Consider the following 17,683-nt stretch of genomic DNA (forward strand, 5'->3'; position numbering starts at 1 on the left):
CTCACCTGCCCCGGGAACGGCGCCGCAGCGCCGCTCCGATCGTCGTGACCGCGCCGAGGGCGGCGAGGGCGCCGGCCGCCGCGGTGGCCCCGCGCAGGATCCGGTCCTGCCGCTTCGCCCGGGCCAGCGCGTCGGCGTACGGCGTCGTGGTGTGGGCGACCATCGTGTAGAGCGGGGTCCAGCGGTCCGGCATCAGCCGGGACAGCAGCCGGTCGGCGACCGCGTGCGCGGTGTAGCCGGGCTTGTGCACCCGGTCGCGCAGGTCGACGAAGTTGGCGATGGACAGGTCGGCGAGCACGTCGGTGTGCGGCTTGCGGGCCGCCTCGAACGCGGCCAGGGCAGCCGCACGGTCGGTGTGCCGGGCCAGGCAGTCGGACAGGACCAGGCAGTCCTCGAACGCCGAGTTCATCCCCTGCCCGTAGAACGGGACGACGGCGTGCGCCGCGTCGCCGATCAGCACGACCCGGTCACCGTGTCGCCACGGCGCGGTCCGCACGGTCACCAGGTGCCCGACCGGGTGCCCGGCGATCTCCTCGACCAGGTTCGGCATCAGCTCCTCGGCGTCGGCGAAGTTGGCCCGGAAGAAGCCGAGGACCGCCTCCGGGGTGTCCAGCGTGGCGAAGCTGACCGGACCCTCGTGCGGCATGAACAGCGAGCAGGTCAGCGAACCGTCCACATTGGGGTGGGCGACCATCATGGCGGACTCGCCCGGCCACACGTGCAGCGCCTCGAGGCGTACCCGGGGCTCGCCGTCGTCGCCGACCGGGATGGTCAGCTCCTTGTAGCCCCACTCCAGGAACTCCTGCGAGTAGTCGGCCCGCAGACCCCGCTGGAGGTGCTGCCGGACCACCGAGTGGATGCCGTCCGCGCCGACGACCAGGTCGGCGCCCACCTCGACGGGGTCGCCGCCGGCCTCGGACAGCACCTCGACGGTCGCGGTGTCGCGGTCGAGCCGGTTCAACCGCCAGCCGAAGTGGAACCGGACCCCGGCGCTCGTCTCGGCGGCGTCGACCAGCAGCGCGATCAGTTCGTCGCGCAGCACCGAGTGCAGGATCTCGTGCTCCCGGACGCCGTACGGCTGGAACCGCACCGCGCCGTCCGGCGAGTGCACCACCCGGCCGCGCATCGGCACGCTGCGCTTGAGTACGTCGGCGAGCAGACCCACCTCGTCGAGCGCCCGCATGCCCCGGGCCGACAGCCCGAGGTTGATCGACCGGCCGCCGAGCCCGGCCGGCGCGGTACGGGGGTCGGGCCGGCGTTCGTAGACGTCGACCAGGTATCCGTGCCGGGCGAGGTAGACCGCGGCGAGCGAGCCGGACAGGCCCGCACCGATGACGACTACCCGTTCCTGGCGACTGAACGGGTTCTGCCCGTCCGTCATTTGCCCTCCTCGGCGATCAGGGTGTCCAGCAGCTCGTCGATCTCCCGGTCGGAGAGGTCGTCGAGGGAAGCGAGCAGGTCCTCGGGGGCCCGGCTGGCCGATCCGATGTGGTCGGTGACCGGCCCGGTCCCGCCCGGGCCGCCGGCGGTGTCGAGCAGCGGCGCCAGCCCGGCGATGGTCGGTGCCGCGAACAGGCTGCGCAGCGGCAGTTCCACGCCGAACGCGGCGCGGATCCGGGCGATCAGCCGGGTACCGGTCAGCGAGTGCCCACCGAGGGCGAAGAAGTTGTCGTGCACGCCGACCTCGGGCAGGCCGAGCACCTCGCGCCACAGTTCGGCGAGCTTCTCCTCCACCGGGTTGGACGCGCCGGCCGGCCCGCCGGCGGTCGTCTCCCGCCAGGACGGCTCGGGCAGCGCCCGCCGGTCGATCTTGCCGCTCCCGGTGCGGGGCAGTGCGTCGAGCACGACCAGGGTCGCCGGCACCATGTAGTCCGGCAGCCGGTCGGCCAGCGTGGCCCGGACGTCCGGCCACAGCGCGGCGCTGTCCGTGCCGGGGGTGGTGGTGAGGACGTACGCGGCCAGCCGGACGTCGTCGGCGTCACCGCGCCACGTCGTCACGACCGCCTCGGCGACGGCCGGGTGGTCGCGCAGCACCGCCTCGATCTCGCCGAGTTCGATCCGGAAGCCACGCACCTTGACCTGGTGGTCGCCCCGGCCGAGGTATTCCAGCCGGCCGCCCGGTCCCCACCGGGCCAGGTCGCCGGTGGCGTAGAGCCGGCCGCCGGGCCGTGGTCCGAACGGGTCGGGGCGGAACCGGTCGGCGGTCAGCGCGGGCCGCCGGTGGTAACCGCGGGCCACCCCGAGCCCTCCGATGTGGACCTCGCCGACGGTGCCCTCCGGCACCGGCTGGCCGGCCTCGTCGAGCAGGTAGATCCGGGTGTTGGCGGTCGGCCGGCCGAGGTCGACCGGGCCGTCGGCGCCGACCGCGCCGGCCGTCGAGTAGATCGTGGTCTCCGACGGGCCGTACCCGTTGATCAGGGTGGCGCCGTCGGCACGCAGGGCGTCGGCGAGGTCGCGCGGCAGCGCCTCGCCGCCGCTGATCCGCAGCCGCACCCCGGCCGGTACGCCGCCGGCGGTGACCAGCATCCGCCAGGTGGCCGGCGTACCCTGCGCGGCGGTGATGCCGCGGGCGGCGAGCGCGTCGCGCAGCGCGGCGGCGTCCAACGCCGTGGCCGCGTCGAACAGCTCGATCCGGGCGCCGGCGAGCAGCGGCAGGACGAGTTCGACGACCGAGATGTCGAACGCCGGGGTGGTGATCGCCGCGACCCGGTCGGCGGCGGTGAGACAGAGCAGCCGGTCGAAGCCGGCCAGCAGGTTGACCACCGAGCCCTGGGTGACCGCGACGCCCTTCGGGGTGCCGGTCGAGCCGGACGTGTAGAGCAGGTAGGCCAGGCTGTCGCGGTGCCGGGCGACGACCGGCGCGGTGGCGGGCAGCCCGGCCAGGTCGGCGGTGTCCAGCCGCAGCACGGTCGGTGCCGGGTCACCGGCCCCGGCGACCGCCTCGGCGGCCCGTTCGGCGGCGGTCGCGTCGGTCAGCAGCACCGGCGGCGCCGCCTCGCGCAGCATGGTGGCCAGTCGGGCCGCCGGCAGCGTCGGGTCGAGCGGCAGGTAGCCGCCGCCGGCCCGCCACACACCGAGGATCGCCGCGACCAGGTCGGTGCCGCGCCGCAGCGACAACCCGACCGGTACGTCCGGACCGACCCCGTGCGACCGCAGCAGGTGCGCGATCCGGTTGGCGCGGTCGGCGAGCTGCCGGTGGGTCAGGGTGCCGTCGGGGCCGGCGACCGCGACCGTGTCCGGGTCGGTGGCCGGGTGTCGGTCGAGCAGTTCCGGCACCGACGCGACGTCGGGCAGCGCCAGGTCGCTGTCGTTCCAGCCGTGCAGGATCCGGTCCCGCTCGTCGGCCGCCAGCAGCGGCAGCGTGCCGACCGGCGATCCGGGGTGCTCCAGCGCGGCGCCGAGCACCGTCAGGTACTGGCCGGCGACCCGGTCGATCCGCGCCGCGTCGTAGAGGTCGGTCCGGTAGGCGATCCGGACGGTCAGCCCCTCGGGCCGTACGTCGACGGTCAGCGTCAGGTCGAACTTGACGGTCCCGTTGTGCCACTGCCGCGGCGCGATCCGCAGGCCGGCCGAGGTGACCACCGGCGGCGGCTCGTCGACCGCGAACATCACCTGGACCGCCGGGGCGTACGCCAGGCTGCGTTCGGGTGCCAGCCGGTCCACGATCCGGTCGAACGGCACGTCCTGCCGGCTCTGCGCGGCGGTCGCGCTCGCCCGCGCCCCGTCGAGTACGTCGGCGAAGCTCGTCGTGGCGCCGATCCGGGCCCGCAGCGCCAGGGTGTTGGCGAAGAAGCCGACGACGTCCCGGGCCTCCGGCCGGGTACGCCCCGCCACCGGCACCGCCACCAGCAGGTCGTCCTGGCCGGTCAGCCGGTGCAGCAGGCTCTGGAACCCGGCCAGCAGCACCGCGAACAGGGTGGTGCCGCCGCGTTCCCGCAGCCGCTCGGCGAGCGCCGCCGGCACCGGGTAGGACAGTTCCCGCCCGTGCGCGGTCTGCTCGGCCGGCCGGGGCCGGTCGGCGGGCAGGTCGAGCAGGGTCGGCGCGCCGGCCAGCGCGTCGTGCCAGAAGTCCAGGTCGGCGTCGAAGGCACCGCGCTCGGACTGTTCGCGCTGCCAGACGGCGAAGTCGCCGTACTGCACCGGGGGCGGCGGCAGGTCCGGCCGGGTGCCCCCGGTGGCCGCCACGTAGCCGGTGGCCAGTTCGTCGAACAGGATGCCGAACGACCAGCCGTCGGCGACCGAGTGGTGGATCACCACGGTGAGCACGTGGTCGTCCGGGCCGCGCCGGATCAGCCCGAACCGGGTCAGCGGACCGGTCGACAGGTCGAACGGCTCGCGCGCCGCGGCGTCGACGAGCCCGCGTACCGCCTCCGCCACGTCGTGGGGGCCGACCGCGGCGGCCGCGTCGACCACGGCCAGGTCGACCGGCCAGGGCGGGCCGACCACCTGCGCCGGCTCGCCGTCCACCGACGTGAAGTGGGTACGCAGCGCCTCGTGCCGGTCGACCAGCCAGCTCAGCGCCGACGACAGTGCCGCCACGTCGAGCGGGCCGGTCAGGTCGACCGCCCAGGCGATGTTGTACGTGGCGGTGCCCGGCTCCATCTGGTCGATGACCCACAGTCGACGCTGGGTGAACGACGAGGGCAGGACGAACGTCTCGGCGGCGCTCATGCGGGCGGCCTCTCCCCGGGGTGACCGGATGGTGCGGCGGTGGTGGTCGGTGCGGCGGGCGCCGTCGGCGCGCCGGGCGTACGGGTGTCGACCGCGACCAGGCGCAGTTCGGCGGTCCGGCGCCGGCCCTCGGCGTCGGTCAGCCAGGACTGCTCCGGGCCGGGCAGCATCTCGCTCAGCCGCAGGGTCGCGGCGTCGCCCGCCCCGTCGACGGTCCGGCGGACCGCCCGGCAGAAGACGTCGAGCGAGGCGAGGCTGGCGAGGTCGAGGTGGAACGGCTTCTTCTCCACCGGGGTCTTGACGAACACGTGCCGGGGCAACCCGACGCCGGCCTGCCAGCGGCGGACCGAGCGGAACCGCTCGCCCTCGTCGGCGATCCGGGCGAAGTCGAGGTCGGCGGCGGTGAACCGCCAGCTCTCCCGGGCCAGCACGACCCGGTCGACGGTGACCCGGGGCTGGTGGTCGGCCGGCCGCAGGATGTCGAACCGCTGGATCATCTGGAGCATCAGCGGCTCACCGATCACCTCGGTCAGCGGCAGGCGGTAGCGGCCGTCGCGGCTGCGTACGGTCAGCACCCCGTCGACCGGCTCCAGCACGCAGTCGGCGACCGCCACGGCGGTGGCCGGGTCGAGGCCGCCGCTGTCGTGGCCGAAGACCAGCCGGACGTCCCGGCCGATGATCAGCTTGTCGGTGATCCGGGCCGGGGCGCCGCCCTCCTCACCGGTCGCGGCCAGCACCAGCCGCTGGTCGGGCAGGTCGGCGGCCATCGCCGCGCGCAGCTGCTCCGGGTCGGGGTGCTGGGCCACGAACAGCGCCGAGCGCAGCGTGTTGACGCCCGGGTGCACCTCGCCGACCACCCAGCGGAAGTCGCCCCGGGCGATCGCGTCCGGGCCGTCGGCGGCCAGCATCACGTCCGGGCTGTGCTGGTAGGCACCCATCCAGCCGGGCCGCGGCGCGGCGAACTCGGCCATCGCCCGGTCGTGGATCTCGGCGCTGGTGGTGGTGATCCGGTGGTCGACCGCCGGCGGCAGGATCCGCGCCCACCGGTCCTGCAACGCCCGGGTGACCGGCGCGATCAGCTTCTCCGGCAGGTCGAAGAGCAGGTCGTTGGCCCACAGCCAGAAGTCGCCGAACGGCACCGACGTCGACCCGGTCCGCTTCACCAGCTCCTGGTAGCGCTCGGTGCAGGCCCGCCGGAACAGCGCCGCCCCGGCGAACGTGAACCACCGGGCGCTCTCCAGCAGCAGGCTCAGCGTCGGCCACAGCGTGCCGGCCAGCTCGGGGGAGAGGCTGACCTGCGTGCCGCTGCGGCAGTCCTCGTAGACCAGCGTCCGTCCGGCGTAGACCTTGCCGGCCCGCCGGGTCGCGGCGCTGCCGGTCAGGGTGGTGAACCGGTCCTCCAGGTCGGCCAGCGCGGCGCCGAGGGCGTCCGGGTCGCCGGCCGCCGCGGTCACGGCGTCCCGGGCCGCGGTCAGCTCGTCGAGGGCGGCCAGCGCGGGTTCGCGCAACGCCGGGTCGGTGACCGCCGCGAGGCGGGCCCGCACCACCCGCTCCGCGAAGAGGTCCTCCTTGGGCACCTCCAGCGACCAGGTGATCCGCTTGGCGTCGCGCTGTTCGCCCAGCAGCCCGTAGACCTGTTCCGGGCTGCTCAGCCCGGGGGTCCCCGCGGCCAGCAGCGCGGTGGCGATCTCCTGGGCCGTACGGCTGCCGTCGCAGGCGAGCAGCAGCTCGGCCACGCCCGGCGGCAGCGGCGTGGGTTCGGTCAGCGGCATGGCGAACTGCCCGTCGATCACGGTCAGGTAGGGCAGCCGGCGGGGGATCAGCCAGGGGCCGAGCCGGGGCTCGCGGGCGACCAGCGCCGCCGCGGCCTCGGCCACCGCCCAGTTCTCGAAGTAGACCGTACGCTTCGCCAGCGGCGCGGCGCCGTGCCGGACCCGTACCGGCTCGTCCTGTTCGTCCACCCGGGCCCAGCCGACCGGGCCGAAGAAGCCGATCGTGTCGTTCTTGACGCAGTAACGCTGGAGGTAGGTGGCCACCAGCGCCTCGTGCTGCCGGTGCTTGGAGCCGCTGCCGCCGGCGCCGGTGCGGACCGCGTCGATCCCGGTGCGCAGCGCGTGCCGGTTCTGCCAGGTCACCGCCTCGCGGAAGAGCGGGTCGCCGGCCGCGGCGCGCAGCGCGTCGGAGCGGCCGGCGGCGGCGGACCGCAGTGCGCCGTCGAACCGTTCGCGGGCGGTGTCGAGCCCGCCGTACCCGGTCACGACCGTCTCGTGGGCGCGGACCAGGGCACCGCCGTCGACCTCCTCGGCGCCGGCGGGCAGCGGATCCGGTACGGCGTCCCGCCGGCCCTGCCGGACGGCCCGGTTCCAGCGGGCGCGCTCGTCCGGCGGGGCGGCCGCCCGGACCCGGCGCAGCCGGTCGGCGAGGTCGCGGCGGGCCGCGTCGAGGTGGTCCTCGGCGGCGAGTACCGCGTCGGCGGCGGCGACCAGGTCGACGTCGCCGAGCGCGGTGAGCAGGTCGAGCGGGAAGCCGGCGGCGCGCAGCCCGACCCACCGCCACATCGCCCACGGGCCGGGGGTCGGCTTCACCAGGTGGCCGGGGACCGCCGGGGTGCCGGGTACGGCCGGGGCGGGCATCCGGTAGCGGTCCCGGTCCCGGCGGACGACGCCCTCCACCGGAACGGCCGGCCGGGCGACGTGCTCGTCGATGGCGGTCGACATCGCGGCGAGGCTCGGCCGTTCGTAGACCACCCGGACCGGCATCTCGACGCCGAACCGGTCGGCGATGGCGAAGGTCAGCCGGGTGGCGAGCAGCGAGTTGCCGCCGAGGGCGAAGAAGTCGTCGTCGGCGCCGGACGGCGTCGTGCCCAGCAGTTGAGCCCAGGTCGCCGCCAGCCTGGTCTGGGTCGGGTCGGTGGGGGCCGGGCAGTCCGCACGGTCGGCGGCCGGCGCCGCCGGCACGGGCAGTGCCCGCCGGTCGACCTTGCCGTTGCGGTTGAGCGGCAGGGTCCGCAGCACCACGTGGGCGGCCGGGCGCAGCGGCCCGGGCAGCCGGTCGGCGGCGTACCGGGCCAGCTCGTCCGGCGTCGGCGCGGCGGCGCCGGGGCGCGGGGTCACGTAGGCGAGCAGTCGCCGCTGTTCGCCGACGCCGTCGACGACCACCGCGGCGTCGCCGACGTGTGGGTGGTCCCGCAGTACGGCGGCCACCTCGGCCGGCTCGACCCGGAACCCGCGGATCTTGACCTGCTCGTCGGCCCGGCCGAGGAAGTCCAGCGTGCCGTCCGGCCGCCAGCGCGCCCGGTCGCCGGTGCGGTACATCCGCGAGCCCGGCCGGGGGTCGAACGGGTCGGGCAGGAACACCGCGGCGGTCGCCGCGGCCTGGCCGACGTAGCCGCGGGCCAGCCCGTCGCCGCCGGTGTAGAGGTCGCCGGGCACCCCGACGGGCACCGGGCGGAGCTGGTCGTCGAGCACGTAGACGGTGGTCCGGGGCACCGGCCGGCCGATCGGCACCGGGTCGGGGACCGCCGCCGGGTCGGTCAGCACGTGGGTGCAGGTGAAGGTGGTGTTCTCGGTGGGGCCGTACCCGTTCACCAGGGGTGCCCCGCCGCGGACCCGCAGGGCCCGGCGGACCGCGCTGGCCGCCAGCACGTCACCGCCGGCCAGCAGTTGACCGACCCCGGCGAGGGATTCCGGGTCGAACTCGACGACCTGGTGGAACAGGCCGGCGGTCAGCCACAGCACGCTGATCTTCTCGTTGCGCAGCAGCTTGGCCAGTTCGGTGACGCCGAACGGGCCGGGCGGTGCGACCACCAGCCGGGCCCCGTTCGCCAGCGCGCCCCAGATCTCCAGGGTCGCGGCGTCGAACGCGACCGGGGCCAGGTGCAGCACCGTCTCCGCGGGGCCGAGCCGCAGATAGCCCGGCTCGTGCACGAGGCGGACCACGGCGGCGTGCGGTACGGCGACGCCCTTGGGCCGCCCCGTCGAGCCGGACGTGTGGCTGATGTAGGCCAGGCTCGTCGGCCGGGGACGGGTGGGCGGCTCGCCGGCCGGCTGGCCGGCGAGGGCCGGGGCCAGCTCGTCGAGGCGCAGCACCCGGTCGACACCGGGCACCGGGCCGGTGGCCAGCACCGGTGGGTTGCCGCTGCCGGCGAGCAGCTGGGCGATCCGGGCCGGCGGGTCGTCGGGGTCCAGCGGGAGATAGGCGCCGCCGGCCTTGAGGACGGCGAGCAGCGTCACGATCAGGTCGAGCGACCGGGGCAGGGCGACCGCCACCGGCTCGTCGACGCGTACGCCGTGGGCGCGCAGCAGGTGGGCGAGCCGGTTGGCCCGCTCGTCCAGCGCCCGGTAGGTCAGCTCGCCGTCGGGTGCGCTGACCGCCACGGCGTCGGGCCGCCGCTCGGCCTGCGCGGCCACCAGATCGGGGACGGTGGCGGCGACCGGGTAGTCGGCGTCCGGGGTGGACGGTGCGGGCAGGCCGGCCCAGGGGCCGGTCAGCAGCGCGCGGTCGGTGGCGTCCTGCAACGGCAGGTCGGCGACCGGCCGGTCGAGTCCGGCCGCGAACCCGACCAGGATGGTGTGGAACTGCCGCAGCATCGCGTCGGCCGCCCCGTCGGTGAGCCGGCGCCGGTCGTGGTAGAGCAGTACGCGCACGGTCGGTTCGCCGAAGACGCAGACAGTGATCGGCGGGGCGGGCCGCCGGTGCACCCGCACCGACCGGTCGCCCCAGTCCGGGATGGTCCGGTGCAGCGACGCCTGGAGGTCGCGGTGCTCGTACATCAGCAGGTTGTCGAAGAGCGGGGTGTTGGCCGGCAGCCCGGTCCAGCGCTGGATCTGCGGGAGCGGGGCGACCTGGTGCGGGCGTACGGCGTCGATCTGCCGCCGCGCGTCGGCCAGCCAGTCGCGGACCGGTCGGTGGGGGTCGACGCGGATCAGCAGCGGCACGGTGTTGATCAGCAGGCCCATCATCCGCTCGGCGCCCTCGACGGTGCCCCGGCGGCAGGTGCGGGTGCCGCCGAAGACCACGTCGTCGCTGCCGCTGTAGCGGTGCAGCAGCACCGCCCAGGCGGCGTTGACCAGGGTGCTCAGCGGCACGCCGGCCGCCGTGCCCGCCTCGTTGAGCGCGGCCGTCTCGGCGGCGGTCAACTCCAGCGTCGTCTCGCGGACCGGGTCGGGGCGGGCGCCCGGCCCGACCGGCGCGTCGGCCAGCGGCAGCGCGGTCGGCAGCGGTACGCCGGCCAGCCGTCCGGTCCAGAACGCCTGGTCGGCGTCGGTGGAACGGGTGCCGGCCCAGGTCGCGAAGTCGCGGAAGGCGGGCCGCTGCGGGGCCTCGTACGCCTGCCCGGCGGTCGTCGCCTCGTATTCGGCGACGATCTCGTCGAGCAGCATGTGCAGCGAGCGGCCGTCGAGGATCGCGTGGTGGAACGTGACGACGAGGCTGTGCCGGCGCGGGCCGTGCGTGATCAGCGCGAGCCGGGCGAGCGGGGCGGTGGCGAGGTCGACGCCGGCGGCGCGGTCGTCGGCGAGGAACGCCGCCAGCCGGTCGTCGGCGCGGTCGGATCCGCTGCCGGTCCAGTCGAGTACGGCGACCGGCAGCGCCACCCGGGGCAGCACCTCCTGCACCGGCTCGCCCTCGTCGGGCCAGGTGAACGCGGTGCGCAGGACGGGGTGCCGGTCCACGGCGTGCTGCCACGCGCGCTCCATCGCCGGGCCGTCGAGGTGCAGCGGCCAGTCGACGACGACCTGGATGATGTCAATGCCGGACCGGGGTTCGTAACTGTGCGCGAATAACATGCCGGGCTGGAGCGTGACGGTGTTGTACCGATCGTCGACGACGGTGTCGAGGGGCGTGCTTCGCACAGTTTGGATCCCTATCTGATGACTGCTTGCTGAACACCCCGTTTAACCGGCGCGCGGGAAGATTGTTAAATCTTGCGGCCGGGGCTCGGCATTGCCGAACGATTGATAGGCCCTCGAGGGGCCTGACAAGAAATTACGAGAACCATTCACCTGTGTCAACCACTGTTCTAGTGGATGACTCGGGTGTCGTCGATGTTGTGAAGTGTTGCTGAAATGCGGAAATCTGGCCATGTGCCAGAACTGATCCAAGAGTCAGGTAATTCGCTTAGGTGCCGAGTGATCCGCTTTATGCCTTTGACCGTTTGTCTCGTCCTGAGTCGGTCATTCGGTGGGATCGCGTGGCCGTATGGTTCTGGATCGGAGGGCCGACCGGCCGGCCTGCCTGTCCCGATCTTGGGGGATGCCGGCGGGGATGTCCGATCTTGCCATCACTCCTGGTGAGGAGGCGAGTACGGGAATGCCCTGACCCGCGGGCCCGCCGAGAGGTGGTGGACCCGCGGGGACCATGCCGAGGCTTTGCGTCCATGGACTACGGTGGCGGTAACTGCATTTTGGGGGCAGATTGCGGTTCATTCGATGCTCGCTGCGCCGGAATTGCCGGTCGGGGTGTCCGACCGGCGGTTGTCCGGCACCGGCGAGGAAAAGGCTGACGTTCGTGTCGCGGTCGATCCGCGCTGGTGGGGCGGGCCCTGTCAGGCGTTGCTCGCGGCCCATTCCCGAAGGCTGCGCGGACGCAGATCGGTCCAGACCTGCTCGATATGGGCGAGACAGGCGGCGCGGTCGCCGGTAAATCCGGCGGTGCGCCATCCGGCCGGGATCTCGGATCCGTCGGCCCAGATCGAGTACTGCTCCTCGTCATTGACGACCACGTGGTAAAGGCGGCGGTCTTCGAGTTCGTCCATCATGTCTCCGGGATTCTTCGCGCAAGGATTCTGCGCGCAACGGCGAAGCGATATCCGAGACTGTACATCCACGCATTCGCGATTGTCTGTACCCGACGCGGACGGAGCCGGTGCGCCGTTGTGCGTCCGGGCCGGGCGCCGGGCGATCGCGGCCGCCGCCGTCGCCCGTGAGACGGCGGCCGGCCGCACGACAGCCGGCGAACGGTGGCATCCCGCGACGGCCGGCTGGTGGCCCGGCCGTCGCGACGGCTGACGGGTGGTGTCGGGGTGGGACGTCGGGCCGGTGCGTGTGGGCACCGGCCCGATCACGGGTACTCGTCGATCCGCGGCGGGCGGACGGTGTCCCGGTAACGCTCGTGGCTCGCGCCGTAGATGGCGAAGTTGAGCCGGGCGTGGGCGAGGCTCAGGTCACCGTTGGGGCCGCCCCGGACCACGTCGGCGTCGTGGTCATCCTGGCCGTCGTCGGTCCAGAAGCACACCGGGCAGGTCAGGCAGCCGGTCCGGTAGTTGCAACATGGACACTTGGTGATCGGAGTCGTATCCACCCCACAAGCCTTTCACAGTAAGCAATCCGGCGCGTACCGCACCTCTGGTCAGGGCACGGTCACCAGTCGTACGACGTCTCCGGGCCGGACCGCGAGCACTCCCGCCGCCCGCCCGCCGTTGACGGCCACCGCGGCCCGGCCGGCGGAGTCGACGTACACCACGAGGCCACCCGGCGACGTGTCGCCGAACGTCCCGCCACGTACGGCCCGGACGCCGCCGACCCGCAGCGGTGACCCGAGCGCGTCGAGGGCCGATCCGGGCGCGGCGAGCTGCACGTTGCCGTACCGGTCGATGGTCAACACCTGCGACTCCAGCCACCCCTCGCCGGCCGACACCACCGGCTCGGGCAGGCGTACCAGACCGGCCGGGTCGATCGCCGGACCGGCCTGCGCGAACGGTGCCCCGGTGGCGAGGCGGGCGGCGACCGGCGCGAAGACGTCCCGGCCGTGGAACGTACGGGACGCGCCAGTCCCAAACCAGTCCGAATTGGACAACTCGACCGCGCCGGTCGGGCCGCCGAGTGCGTCGGCGGCCCACGGCAGCAGGCCGTTGTCCGGCCCGACCAGCAGTCCACCCGGGGTCTGCACGGCCACGGCCCGCCGCGCCGTGCCCACGCCGGGGTCGACGACCGCCATGTGCACGGCCGACGGCAGGTACGGCACGGTCTGCGACAGCACCGCGGCGCCCCGGACGATGTCGCCGGGATCCACGAGGTGGGTGATGTCGATCACCCGTACCGTCGGTGCCAGGCCGGCGATCACCCCGTGGCATGCGGCGACGAACCCGTCGGACAGTCCAAAGTCGGTGGTGAGGCTGATCACCGGGTAGTCGGCCATGACCGGAACGTTATCGTGCCCGTGCTCCGCCCGTCGCCGCCCCTCGACCCCACGGAGCGGATGCGCGCGGACCGTCAACCGCGCAGCCGCAGACCGCGCGGGGTGGCCCGGAAACCCGCCTCGGTCAGCGCGTCGTGCAGCGGGGAGGCGCGGACCGCCCCGCCGTCGGCGCGTTCGACCGACATCGCCCCGAGCGCGCCGGAGTGGACGGCGGCGGCGAGCGCCCGCGCCGACCGGGCCAGCGCCTCCGCATCGTCCACGAAGGACAGAATGGTGCGGCCGCCACGTTCGACGTAGAGCGCCAGGTCGCCGTCGACCAGCACGACGAGGGCACCCGCCTTGCGGCCGGCCCGGTGCCCGGTGGCCGCGGCCGGCCCGCCGTCGCCGGCGTCGACCACCCGGTCCGGCCAGGGCAGTGCCGCGCCGTACGGGTTGGCCGGGTCGGTCGCCGCCAGCACCAGCGCCGGCCCGGCGGCCCGCGGCCCGCCCCGGTCCGGCTCGGCCTGTGCCCGCAGCCGGTCGACCGCGCCGGGGACCGCGAACTGGGCCGCGCCGAGCCCCTCGACGAAGTAGCCGCGCCGGGCCGCGCCCCGTTCCTCCATCGCGGCCAGCACCGGGTAGACCCCGGCGAAACCGCCGGTGATCCCCTCCGCGGCGACCGCGCCACGGGTCACCACCCCGTGCCGTTCCAGCAACAGGTCGCCGAGTGCCGCCGCGCGGCGGGTCGGATCGAGATCGCGGTCGGGCAGCCGGGACCACCGGCCGGCGACGGTCGGCGGCCCGCCGCGCGACCCCAGCGCGACCCGTCCCGGCCGCCGCTGCCGGGCCCGCGGCGCCGACGCCCGCGCCCGGTGGGCGCCGCCGGCGCCGACGCCGGCCCGCAGCGGGGCCAGCGTGTCGTTGGTCAGCCAGCCGGCCCAGACCAGATCCCACAGGGCGGCCACGAGCGCCGGCTCGTCGCCGCCGCCGACCCGCTCGGCCAGGGACCGGAAGAACAGCGCCTGACCGTCGGCCAGGGCGGCGAGCACCGCGTCGTGCAACGGGGTACGGGCCAGCGCCTCGTCCGGCGGCGCCAGCAGCAGCGGAGCGTTGTCGGCGTAGACCAGCGTCACCCAGCCGTCGCCGCCGGCGATGGCCCCCGCACCGGCCCACAGCACCTCGCCGCTGGCGCACAGTTCGTCGAGATGGGCGGGGGAGTAGTCGGCGACCCGGCCGGGCAGCACCAGCCGTTCGAGCGCCGAACCGGGCACCGCCACCCCCTGGATCTGCTCGACCACGGCCGCGACCGCGTCGACCCCGCGTGCCGACGAGCCGACCTGCTGCCAACGGGGCAGGAACGTGGCCAGCGCCCGGGGCGGCACCGGCTCGATCTCGCGGCGCAGCGCCGCCAGCGACCGGCGGCGCAGCAGCCGCAGCACCTCGGCGTCGCACCACTGGGTGCCGACCCCGCCGGGGGAGAACTCGCCGGACACCACCCGGCCGGTGGCGCCGAGCCGCTTGAGCGCCTGCTCGACGACGAAGACCCCGAGCCCGAACCGGGCGGCGCAGGTCGCGGCGGCGAACGGACCGTGGGTACGGGCGTAGCGGGCGACCAGGTCGCCGAGCGGATCCGGGACCGGCTCGACGTACGCGTCGGCGACCCCGACCGGCAGCGCCACGCCGAGCGCGTCGCGGAACCGGCCGGCGTCCTCGACCCCGATCCAGCGCTCCTCGCCGGCGACCCGGATCCGCAGCGCCCGGCGGGCCGACTCGAGCGCGGTCAGCCAGGCGGGGTCGGCGCCCCGTTCGACCAGCTCGGCCCCGGTCAGGTCGCCCAGCACCCGCAGCATCTCGGCGACGTCCTCCGCGTCGCGGGGCCGCCGCTGCTCGGTCCGCCAGCGCAGTTGCCGCGCGGACTCGGCGACCACCGCCGGATCGAGCAGCTCACGCAGGTCGACCCGGCCGAGCAACTCCCCGAGCAGGGCGGAGTCCAGGGCGAGGGCGGCGGCCCGCCGCTCGGCCAGCGGGGCGTCACCCTCGTAGAGGAAGGCGCCGACGTAGCCGAACAGCAGCGACCGGGCGAACGGCGACGGCCGGGGCGTCTCGACCTCGACCAGCCGTACCCGCCGGCCGGCGAGGTCGCGCATCAGGCCGACCAGGCCGGGCAGGTCGAAGACGTCCCGCAGGCACTCCCGGGCGGCCTCCAGCGTGATCGGGAAGTCGGCGTACTCGCGGGCGACGTCGAGCAGCTGGGCGGCCCGCTGCCGCTGCTGCCACAACGGCTGCCGGCGCTTCGGGTCGCGGCGCGGCAGCAGCAGCGCACGGGCGGCGCACTCGCGGAACCGGGCGGCGAACAGCGCCGACGAGCCGACCGACTCCTCCACGATCGCGCCGATCTCGTCGGGGTCGAACGCGACGAGGTCGGCGCCGGGCGGCTCGTCGGCGGTGTCCGGCAGCCGGACCACGATGCCGTCGTCGGAGGGCAGCACCTGGGCGTCGACGCCGTACCGTTCGGCCAGCCGCCGCCCGATGGCCAGCGCCCACGGGCCGTTGACCCGGGCGCCCAGCACACAGTGGACGGCGAGGCGCCAGTCGCCCAACTCGTCCCGGAACCGCTCGACCACCACCGTCCGGTCGTCCGGCACCGACCGGGTCGCCTCCCGCTGGTCGCGCAGGTAGGCGAGCAGATTGCCGGCTGCCCACTCGTCGAGGCCACCGGCCCGCAGCGTGGCGGCCGCCGTCTCGTCACCGCGGACCAGCCCGCGCAACCGGGCACCCAGCGCCCGGCCCAGCTCCAGCGGGCGCCCCATCGAGTCGCCCTTCCAGAACGGCATCCGGGCGGCCTGCCCGGGCGCCGGCGAGACCAGCACCCGGTCGGGGGTGATGTCCTCGATCCGCCACGACGACGAGCCGAGCAGGAAGACGTCGCCGATCCGCGACTCGTAGACCATCTCCTCGTCCAGCTCACCCACCCGCGCCGCCCGCTCGGCGCCGGCGAGGAAGACCCCGAACAGGCCCCGGTCCGGGATCGTGCCGCCGCTGGTGACCGCGAGCCGCTGCGCCCCCGGCCGCCCGGTGAGCAGGTCGGTGACCCGGTCCCAGACCAGCCGCGGCCGCAGTTCCGCGAACGCCGTCGACGGGTAGCGCCCGGAGAGCATGTCGAGCACCGCGTTCAGCGCCGAGTCGGGCAGCTCGGCGAAGGGTGCCGCCCGCCGGACGACCGCGGCCAGCTCGGCCACCGGCCACGGGTCGAGCGCGACCATCGCGACGATCTGCTGGGCGAGCACGTCGAGCGGGTTGCGCGGATGGTGCAGCTCCTCGATCGCCCCGTCGGCCATCCGCTCGGCGACCACCGCGCAGGCGAGCAGGTCGCCGCGGTGCTTGGGGAAGACCACCCCCCGGGACACCGCGCCGACCTGGTGCCCGGCCCGGCCGACGCGTTGCAGGCCGGCGGCGACGCTGGGCGGCGCCTCGATCTGCACGACCAGGTCGACGGCGCCCATGTCGATGCCGAGCTCCAGGCTGGAGGTGGCGACCACCGCCGGCAGCCGGCCCGACTTCAGCGCCTCCTCGATCTGGCGGCGCTCCTCGCGGGAGACACTGCCGTGGTGGGCGCGGGCGACCACCGCCGGGGCGCCGTCGGCCGCCCCGGACTGGGCCATGATCTGCGCGGGCAGCCGCGGCGGCCCGGCCGGCCGGGCTCCGCCGTCGGGCCCCGTCCCGTCGCCGGCCCGGTCGCCGCCGGCGCGGTCGGCGGCCAACTCGTTGAGCCGGGCGCACAGCCGTTCGGCACCCCGCCGGGAGTTGGTGAAGACGATGGTGGACCGGTGCCCGGCGATCAGGTCGAGGACCCGCTCCTCGACCGCCGGCCAGATCGAGGCGCGGCGGGGGCCGTCCGGGTCGCCGTCGCCGGGCTGTTCGACCTCGTCGAGCCGGGTCATGTCCTCGACCGGCACCTCGACGCTGACCTCGATCGTCTTGGCGGTGTGCGGCGCGACGACCTCGACCGGGCGGGCGCCGCCGAGGAACCGGGCCGTCTCGTCGACCGGTCGTACGGTCGCCGACAGGCCGATCCGCTGGGCCGGGCGGGGCAGCAGTTCGTCGAGCCGTTCCAGTGACAGCGCCAGGTGGGCGCCGCGCTTGGTCGCCGCCACCGCGTGCACCTCGTCGACGATGACGGTCTCGACGCCGCGCAGCGACTCCCGGGCCGCCGAGGTGAGCAGCAGGAACAGCGACTCCGGAGTGGTGATCAGGATGTCCGGCGGGGTGCGGGCGAACGCCCGGCGCTCGTCGGCCGGCGTGTCGCCGGTGCGCATCCCGACGGTGATGTCCGGCGGTGGTGTCCCCAGCCGGGCGGCGGCCTGCCGGATGCCGGCCAGCGGGGCGCGCAGGTTCCGCTCGACGTCGACGGCGAGGGCCTTGAGCGGGCTGACGTAGAGCACCCGGCACCGGCGTCGGGCGTCGGCCGGGGCGGCCTCGCGGGCCAGCCGGTCCAGCGACCACAGGAACGCGGCCAGGGTCTTGCCGGACCCGGTCGGCGCGACGACGAGCGCGTGCCGGCCGGCGCCGACCGCCCGCCACGCCCCCTTCTGGGCCGCGGTGGGTGCGGCGAACGCGGCGGCGAACCAGTCCCGGGTCGCCGCCCCGAATTCCGCCAGCACCTCGTCCATGTCTCCATCCTGCCCGTCCCGTACGACACGACACCGCACACCTGCGCCGACCCGACCTCGCCCCCGCCTGGTACGACCGCGACGACCGGTCGCCGGTGGTCGCTCTGCCGGACCGTGGCCGGGGAGTCGTCGGGGTCACGAAACCGATCGGCGGGACAGGCGTTGATACCGGCAATTGATGGAAACCCTTGCCGGTATTGCGAGGAATGCAGTAACTTCGCCCGCAA

Annotated in this window: 7 protein-coding genes; all 7 read right to left on the bottom strand. The window is 75.0% G+C overall.

Annotated features, from left to right (window positions below; all coding sequences use genetic code 11):
* Position 1: 1 nt before the first annotated feature.
* Positions 2-1,381, bottom strand: coding sequence for an FAD-dependent oxidoreductase (locus Prubr_RS20060; protein ID WP_212816471.1), 1,380 nt, complete (start codon positions 1,379-1,381; stop codon positions 2-4).
* Positions 1,378-4,671 carry a non-ribosomal peptide synthetase gene (locus Prubr_RS20065; RefSeq protein WP_212828285.1) on the bottom strand — a complete coding sequence of 1,098 codons (3,294 nt, stop codon included), beginning with the start codon at positions 4,669-4,671 and terminating at the stop codon, positions 1,378-1,380. Before Prubr_RS20065 ends, Prubr_RS20060 begins: the two co-directional genes overlap by 4 nt.
* A complete protein-coding gene (locus Prubr_RS36930; RefSeq protein WP_246567394.1) occupies positions 4,668-10,523 on the bottom strand; it encodes a non-ribosomal peptide synthetase in 5,856 nt (1,951 codons plus the stop codon). The genes Prubr_RS20065 and Prubr_RS36930 overlap by 4 nt, the downstream gene beginning before the upstream one ends.
* A gap of 692 nt (positions 10,524-11,215) precedes the next feature.
* On the bottom strand, positions 11,216-11,425 hold the full coding sequence (locus Prubr_RS20085; RefSeq protein WP_212828294.1) for an MbtH family protein: 210 nt from the start codon (positions 11,423-11,425) through the stop codon (positions 11,216-11,218).
* Positions 11,426-11,730: 305 nt separating this feature from the next.
* Positions 11,731-11,970 (bottom strand): CPCC family cysteine-rich protein, encoded by a 240-nt coding sequence (locus tag Prubr_RS20090; protein ID WP_212816472.1) that lies wholly within the window; start codon positions 11,968-11,970, stop codon positions 11,731-11,733.
* Between the two features lie 48 nt (positions 11,971-12,018).
* A complete protein-coding gene (locus Prubr_RS20095) occupies positions 12,019-12,807 on the bottom strand; it encodes an SAM hydrolase/SAM-dependent halogenase family protein (RefSeq protein ID WP_212816473.1) in 789 nt (262 codons plus the stop codon).
* A gap of 74 nt (positions 12,808-12,881) precedes the next feature.
* A complete protein-coding gene (locus Prubr_RS20100) occupies positions 12,882-17,456 on the bottom strand; it encodes an ATP-dependent helicase (RefSeq protein WP_212816474.1) in 4,575 nt (1,524 codons plus the stop codon).
* Positions 17,457-17,683 lie beyond the last annotated feature (227 nt).

Source organism: Polymorphospora rubra, assembly GCF_018324255.1.
Classification (GTDB): Bacteria; Actinomycetota; Actinomycetes; order Mycobacteriales; family Micromonosporaceae; genus Polymorphospora; species Polymorphospora rubra.

Excerpts from the sequence above, each read along its gene's own strand:
- Prubr_RS20095 (WP_212816473.1), bottom strand. The coding sequence starts at position 12,807 with ATGGCCGACTACCCGGTGATCAGCCTCACCACCGACTTTGGACTGTCC.
- Prubr_RS20085 (WP_212828294.1), bottom strand. The coding sequence starts at position 11,425 with ATGGACGAACTCGAAGACCGCCGCCTTTACCACGTGGTCGTCAATGAC.
- Prubr_RS20060 (WP_212816471.1), bottom strand. The coding sequence starts at position 1,381 with ATGACGGACGGGCAGAACCCGTTCAGTCGCCAGGAACGGGTAGTCGTC.
- Prubr_RS20100 (WP_212816474.1), bottom strand. The coding sequence starts at position 17,456 with ATGGACGAGGTGCTGGCGGAATTCGGGGCGGCGACCCGGGACTGGTTC.
- Prubr_RS20065 (WP_212828285.1), bottom strand. The coding sequence starts at position 4,671 with ATGAGCGCCGCCGAGACGTTCGTCCTGCCCTCGTCGTTCACCCAGCGT.